General features: G+C 41.9%; 6 protein-coding genes. 5 read left to right on the top strand and 1 reads right to left on the bottom strand.

What is annotated here, in order from left to right; all coding sequences use genetic code 11:
• Positions 1-791, bottom strand: a 791-nt coding sequence (locus PX484_RS14690; RefSeq protein WP_288104437.1) for a CmpA/NrtA family ABC transporter substrate-binding protein, incomplete at its 3' end; no start/stop codon positions are given.
• A gap of 1,174 nt (positions 792-1,965) precedes the next feature.
• Between PX484_RS14690 and PX484_RS14685 the strand changes: the two genes are divergently transcribed.
• From PX484_RS14685 to PX484_RS14665, 5 genes are all read left to right on the top strand, one after another.
• The gene (locus PX484_RS14685) at positions 1,966-3,708 is read left to right on the top strand and encodes an ABC transporter ATP-binding protein (protein WP_288104434.1); all 1,743 of its coding nucleotides are present in this window, start codon (positions 1,966-1,968) and stop codon (positions 3,706-3,708) included.
• A gap of 76 nt (positions 3,709-3,784) precedes the next feature.
• On the top strand, positions 3,785-5,446 hold the full coding sequence (locus tag PX484_RS14680; protein WP_287766510.1) for a purple acid phosphatase family protein: 1,662 nt from the start codon (positions 3,785-3,787) through the stop codon (positions 5,444-5,446).
• A 47-nt stretch (positions 5,447-5,493) separates the two neighbouring features.
• Entirely contained in the window at positions 5,494-5,988 is a 495-nt protein-coding gene (locus PX484_RS14675) for a hypothetical protein (RefSeq protein WP_287666875.1), read from the top strand.
• Positions 5,989-6,129: 141 nt separating this feature from the next.
• Positions 6,130-6,822: a pirin family protein gene (locus tag PX484_RS14670; protein WP_002799908.1), complete on the top strand. Its 693-nt coding sequence runs from the start codon at positions 6,130-6,132 to the stop codon at positions 6,820-6,822.
• Positions 6,823-7,047: 225 nt separating this feature from the next.
• Positions 7,048-7,780: polysaccharide deacetylase family protein (locus PX484_RS14665; protein ID WP_502882746.1), on the top strand; the 733-nt coding region annotated here is incomplete at its 3' end.

Here is a 7,780-nt window from a genome sequence, read left to right as displayed (position 1 = left end):
GGGTGATCCTTCCACAGTTCCCCAGTAATCAAGGCCGAATAACCGAGTTTTTTGTTAACTAATTGGGCGTTCCAAGGTTCCCCCACACAGAAAGCTTGCATCGTGCCGACTTTCATGTTAGCCACCATTTGTGCCGGAGGAACAACAATTAGGGATAGATCTTTATTCGGATCGATGCCGCTGGCGGCTAACCAATAGCGCATCCAGAGATCGTGAGTACCACCGGGGAAAGTGACGGCGGCTTTAACTTCTTTGCCCGCAGATTTAGCTTTAGCGAAGGATTCTTTCAGTACACCGCTATCGAGGGCAACTTTTAGATCCATGTATTCGTTAGCCACAGAAATCGCTTGACCGTTGGTATTCAAACGCGCCAGAATATACATCGGTACTGGCTGTTTGGTGATTTTGCCCAAGGTCATTAGGTAGGGCATGGGGGATAAAATATGCGCCCCATCGATACCGTTACCCACCGAACCTAATTCGAGGTTATCCCGGGTTGCAGCCCAAGAGGCTTGTTTCATCACCTGTACATCGGGCATCCCGTGTTTAGCGAATAAACCTTTTTCCTTGGCGATAATTAAGGGGGCAGCGTCGGTGAGGGCAATAAAACCTAGTTTAGCGGTGGTGACTTCGGGAGTTTCTCCACCGGCAGCGGGGGAAGCGGCAGGACTGCCGGCCGGGGAGGGACTGGTCGCGGTATTATTGGGAGTGGCGCAACCGTGGAGAATTGCTGTTCCTACGGCAGTTGCCCCGGCAGTGAAGATAAATCTACGTCTAGAAAGTTTACTCATGGACTAAAAAATCGTGATTAGAAACTAAACAAAGGTGATGAAACGGTGAAAAATTCTCATTACTTCCCCTAACTGACTGCGGTGATAACCGAGAAAATTTCTTGAAAGTAACTGTTGATTCAGTAAGGAGGCTTTGACTATTTTTATCTCTTGATCGCTTTTGCTTCTCCATCTGGGGAGATTTAGCAGTAGTTTTTGTCTAAGAGATTTTTTCTAGAAGCATAACAGTTTTGAGGAGTGGATAGATAGATAGGGGCGGTTTTTGGTCATCTGGGCTAGAAAGATCAGTTTATTTCAGGGTTATCACCGAAGCAATTAACTTAAATTTACAGTCTTCAACAGGAAAATTCGTATAGATTGTTACAAAATATTGCCAGTCATGTAATAAAAGCATAAAAATTTGTCTGAAACGCATGGTAGGGCGATGGGGATTTTTTAGCTATCTTGACTCAGTTATCGGGTTTGAGTTTGCAGTTCACTGATTATCGGTTGGGTGCATCTCACATTTGTGAATCTCTCCCAGTTATGATGACCAGCAGCAGTTATTAAAAGAGGGCGAAGGCAATTCGCTCCTACAATAATATTATTGCGCCAATGGTAGGGGCGCATCGTGGTCAGTGAGTTTATCGAACTGCGTGCGCCCAAAATGTAATAAGCTGCCCGGGTATTTAAGTAGCTGGTTATAATTAAATTAAAAATGGATTTTAGGTTCGATCCCCCCTGCCCCCCTTGATAAGGGGGGTGCCGATCCCCCCCTTAGTCCCCCCTTTAATCCCCCCTTAATAAGGGGGGCATCTGACAACTTTTAACGCCTACCTACTTAAATTGCTTGTTGAGATGAGGCACTCTTGCACTCTGGCAACAGTAAAGGGATTGAGGGAGATTCAGCTAATCTAAGAATAAGCGGTTTAAATACGTCTTAGCTGATTGAATTTTGGCAGCATCAAACAGAGGTAACTTAAATGTCGGACAAACAAAAACGACAGGTTCAGAAAAACGACGGCTATTAAGCTAAAATTGATAAACCCCCCGGTAAACCGCCCACGGGTTGTTCTAATGTTAAACCGCCACTAAATCAGGACAAGGAGAAAAATAACCCACTGATTATCTATGCCCCCTTTTACCTGTTCCCTGTTCTAACTGATAACTGATAACTGATAACTGATAACTGAATATGGCTTATTCTCGCATTAAAAAACTAGCAAATTATCTACGCCCCCATTGCCAAATAGTAACTTGGGGGGTAGTTGCTTTGCTTGTTGTTAATCTTTTGGGTGTTTATATACCGCTTTTAATCCGGGATAGCATCGATGATTTAAGTAAATCCTTTGACTTCCAAAAAATCATTTACTATGTGATTTTTATTATCGCTTTAGCCTCGATTATGTGGTTTATCCGCATGATTTCCAGAGTGCTATTATTCGGGATCGGTCGTCAGGTAGAGTTCGATCTTAAACAAAAAATCTTTCAGCATTTATTAACCCTTGAACCTGCCTATTTTTCGCGGCAAACTTCAGGAGATTTAATCAACCGTGCCACTAGCGATGTGGATAATATCCGTCGTCTGGTGGGTTTTGCTTTGCTCAGTTTGGCTAATACTTTTTTTGCCTATGGTTTAACTTTGCCCGTAATGTTAGCGATTCATATTCCCCTTTCAATCGCCGCTATTTCTGTCTATCCTTTGATGTTAATTGCTGTGCAGTTATTTAGTGGTCGTCTGCAGCGGCAACAGAAAAAAGTACAAGAAAAACTCTCACATCTGAGCGATTTAATTCAAGAGGATATGAGTGGTATTACTCTGATTAAAATCTATGCCCAAGAAGGTAACGAGCGCCTAGCATTTAAGCAAAGAAATCGTGAATTACTACAGGCTAATTTAGATTTAGTCCAGACTCGTAATTTTCTTTTTCCCCTGATTGAAGCTTTAGCCTATGTAAGTTTATTGGCCTTGCTTGCCCTGGGTACTAGACAAATTATAGCGGGTAATATCACCATTGGGGACTTTATTGCTCTGTTAATTTTGGCGGAAAGATTAGTTTTTCCTACTGCTTTATTAGGTTTTACTATTACTGCCTACCAACAGGGAGAAGTGAGTATTGATCGCCTAGAAACTATCCTGTTAGCCGAGGCTAAAATTAAAGACAATGCCGATTGTATTCACTTAAAAAATATTCAAGGAAAAATTACCGCCAAAGCCTTGACTTTTTCCTATCCTGATGCTAGGGAACCGGCCTTAAAATCTCTTTCTTTTACCATTAATCCGGGGGAAACAGTAGCGGTTGTCGGTGCGATCAGGTCGGGAAAATCTACCCTTGCTAACGCTATTCCCCGTCTATTGAATATTGCCGAGGGACAGTTATTTATTGATAATCAAGATGTGACTCAAATTGCTCTTGAAGATCTGCGAAAAGCGATCGCTTATGTTCCCCAAGAAAGTTTTTTATTTAGTACCACCATCGAAGATAATATCCGTTACGGCGATCCGCTGCTGAATTTTCCAGCAGTGAAATCGGCGGCCAAACAAGCGAGAATTGAGGAGGAAATCGAGAATTTCCCGCAAAAATACGGAACTTTAGTGGGAGAACGTGGGATTACTCTTTCTGGGGGTCAACGTCAACGGGTCTCTTTAGCGCGCGCTTTAGCCATCCAAGCACCGATTTTAATCCTTGATGATGCCCTATCTAGCGTCGATAATCAAACGGCCACGGCTATTTTGGAAAATCTCGCCCAAGAAAGCCAAAAAACCGTGATTTTTATCTCCCATCAATTATTGGCCGCTGCCACTGCTGATCGCATTTTTGTCATGGATCGCGGAGAAATTGTCCAGATGGGAACCCACGAGGAGTTAATCGCAGTCCCCGGAGTCTATCAAAATCTCTGGCAACGGCAGCAGTTAGAGTCTAAGGTTTTAGATTAGCCGATAAAATAGGGAATCTGCTAGTTATTGCCGGTTAAGCTGTGGACTATCTCAATTATTCCTTAAGACTGTTTAAATGCAGTACAGCAGTTATCTTTTAGCGACAATGAACAAGGATCAACTTTTAACCGAACCTTTTTTACAATTACCCACCGAAACATCAATACAAGTGATTTGGTTTACGGAATTTTTTGGCACTGGTCATCAGGTGCGCTACGGGGAAAAACTAGAGAAAATGGTCCTCGCTCGTACTAGCAAATTAACTAGAGTTAGAGAAGATGCCAAATCGAGAACCCTTGAAGCTTATCAATCTTTAAGCGAGCGAGAAATCTGGCGACATCAGGCCGAAATTACTGATTTAAATCCGCGGGAAAGGATTCCCTATCAAGTCACCAGTTTTCAGGAAAATAGGGCGATTAGAAGTGATATTTATACTCTTACCCCAAGACCCAAAAAAGGAACTAATCTCAAAATTCTGCTCACTTCCGATCATCAATTAATGCCTATGACTGCCGCTAATTTACAAAAAGTTATTGAAACTATTGGACAGGTGGATGCAGTTTTTTTAGCAGGAGATTTAGTTAATATACCCGATCGAGCTTCCGAATGGTTTGATGATAGTCGTGGTGGGGCATTCTTTCCCTGTTTACAAGGTCGTGCTAATTATACTCTTACCAAGAATGGTATTCAGACTATTTATAAAGGGGGGAAAATTATTCAAAATGCCCCCTTATTTCCTGCTATTGGTAATCATGAAGTTATGGGCAGATTTTCTAATTCCACAGGTTTAAATGAACAGTTTGAAGATGCTATTCCTCAATTTATTGCTAAACAACTAGCAGAGGATACAGCAGCAATTAATGAAAAATGGTTGAAAAATAATGCTTTTAACACAGAAACCTACGAAGAAATTTTTTCTTTGCCTCAAAATAAATATTATTCTCTCACCTTTGGCGATATTCGTTTAGTGGTTTTATATGTTACTAATATCTGGAGAAATCCCAATTTAGAACCCAGTACAAGGGGAAGATATTACGAAAATCAAAGAGATTTAGATAGACCCGAACGCTGGGGTTATGGTCAGCATATTTTTGAGCCAATTGCTCAGGGTAGTCCTCAATATCAATGGTTAGAAAAAGAGTTAAATAGTCCAGCATTTCAAAAGGCTAAATATAAAGTAGTCATGTTTCATCATCCTCCCCATACCCTAGGAGGAAATATCGTGCCACCCTACACCGATCCTGTGCCGACAATTGAACGGGATGCCACGGGAAAAGTTAGATCAGTACGTTATGATTATCCCCAAGAAAATGATTATATTATTCGTGATCTAATTCCCTTATTAGAATCAGCCAAGGTTAATTTGGTTTTTTATGGTCATTCTCATTTATGGAATCGTTTTCTTAGTTCTAAGGGTATGAATTTTCTCGAATCTTCTAACGTTGGTAATAGTTATGGCGCTCATTTAGGGGATAAAAAACGTCCTGTACCTCTCGATAGAAATTATGCGGCCATCGGTAATCCCAATGGATTACCAGCAATTATCCCGAACATTGCTCCTCTAGTGGATTGGGTTAATCAACCTTTACCCTATATTGCCAGTAATGATCTGACGGTTTTTAGCATTTTAGATACAGAAAAAGGAACCGTGATCAGTTATCGTTTTGATACCCGTTATCCTGACTCCGAAGTAATTAAATTTGATGAATTTGACCTTTTTAGCGTAGGTGAAATATAATAAAATCAAAGAGTGCCGGTTAAATAGATTCTCTTGGGGTTAATTCTATGACTACTGTTACCAGCAATGATATTCAAGAATTGAAAGACTTACTCTCGGCAATGCGACAGGAAAACCGCGAGCAAATGATTTCTCTGCGAGAAGAAACCCGCGAGCAAATGACTTCCCTGCGAGAAGAAACCCGCGAGCAAATGACTTCCCTGCGAGAAGAAACCCGCGAGCAAATGACTTCCCTGCGAGAAGAAACCCGCAAGCAAATGGATACGCTAAAGGAAGATAATCGCCAACAACTAGAAACCCTGAGAGAAGAAAATAACAAGCAATTTATTAACCTACACAAAGAAATCACGGAAGTCAAAATTATCACGGCTAAAATTGAAGGAACAATTCAATCCCAAGCAGTATTAACCCAAAAAATTCCCGATTTAATCGAGAAAGTTGGGGAATTAAAAAACTGGAAACAAATAGCTATTGTCGCTATCACTGCTTTTACCAGCGCCACAATTACTTGGTTTATTCGAGGAGGAAATTTAAAACCTTAAAGTCCAGTATTTTTCTCAATTCCTAATTGGTGCATTTGCAGAATAATCGGTTTCAGGGTTTCTGCGAAAGCGGTTAAAGAATATGCAACTTTGGCAATATTTTATAGACTGGGAATATAGAGATAAAAAAGAGGAAAACTGATGATTACTATACGCAAAGCTGAGGAAAGAGGCCACGCTAACTATGGTTGGTTAGATACCCATCATACTTTTTCTTTTGCCCAATATTATGATCCCCAACAGATTAATTTTAGGAGTCTCAGAGTTATTAACGAAGATAAAGTGATTGGGGGAAAAGGATTTCACACCCACGGACACCAGGATATGGAGATTTTAACCTATGTTTTGGAGGGAGAACTAGAACACCAAGACAGTCTCGGCACAGGTTCCCTGATTCGACAGGGTGAAATTCAACGTATGAGCGCGGGAACAGGGATAAAACACAGTGAATTTAATCATTCTGCCACTAATCCCCTCCATCTTCTGCAAATTTGGATTATTCCCGACCAAAAAAACCTAGAACCCAGTTATGAACAAAAAGCGATCGAATTTTCTCCCCATACCCTACAATTAATCGCCTCTCCCACCGGTGCTGGCAACGCGGTTAAAGTCCATCAAGACGTTAATCTCTACGCGGGAATTTTGCCCCTAGGCCAGTCCCTCACCCACTCTTTGGCTACCGGTCGTTATGGCTGGTTACAGGTGGCTAGAGGGCAAATAACCCTGAATGGCGTGTATTTACAAGTGGGGGATGGAGCGGCAATTAGAGACGAAACCTCTTTGGCTATTCAATCTCTAGAAGACTCGGAAATTTTGCTTTTTGACCTAGGGTAGTGGGGTTAAGTATTAGGGATTCTACTGCTGAACTGCAAATAATCACCACTAGAGGAGCCGATCCTTTAACAAATACAAAGAGACGATACCCCCTCAAAACCAGTTGATAGGATTATGGTAGTGACCGAAATCAACTTTTAAGAATCTATAATGGGCTTTATTGTCCATTATTATCTAATATAACGGCTTTAAAGCCTGTTATATGCACTTTTCCTCGGTATTATCATGGCCTATCCTCTCTACGTCGCTTTTATTTGGCATCAACACCAACCCCTCTACAAATCATCTCAAACTCGCACCGATGCTTCGGGACAATATCGCTTACCCTGGGTGCGACTGCATGGGGTGAAAGATTATCTCGATTTAATCCTGATTCTAGAACGTTTTCCCAAATTACATCAAACTGTCAACCTTGTCCCCTCTTTAATCCTGCAATTAGAGGATTACGTCAACGGACTAGCTATAGACCCCTATCTTGCTCTCACCGTCACCCCGGAAGCGCAATTAACCCTGGCACAAAAACACTTTATCCTCGAACACTTTTTCGATGCTAACCATCGTACCCTGATCGATCCGCATCCCCGTTACGCCCAATTATACGCACAGCGTCAAGAAAACGGTCATAGTTGGTGTATTAGCCATTGGCATCTCCAAGATTATAGCGATCTCTTGGCTTGGCATAACCTCGCTTGGATCGATCCTATCTTTCACAGTGACCCGGAAATCGCTGCCTGGTTAGAACAGGGAAAAAATTTCAATTTAAGCGATCGCCAGCGAATTATCTCCAAACAGCGTCAAATTCTGCGTCGTATCTTGCCGCAACACCGGTTAATGCAGGAAACCGGACAACTAGAAATCATTACCAGTCCCTACACCCATCCAATTTTACCCCTGCTGGCCAACTCGGAAGCCGGCCGGGTAGCAGTGCCGAATATGACCCTTCCTCGGCAATATTTCC

Origin of the sequence: Microcystis sp. M49636_WE2 (assembly GCF_030065375.1) — a bacterium.
Lineage (GTDB): Bacteria > Cyanobacteriota > Cyanobacteriia > Cyanobacteriales > Microcystaceae > Microcystis > Microcystis aeruginosa_C.
This window is presented reverse-complemented; position numbering and strand designations above follow the sequence as displayed.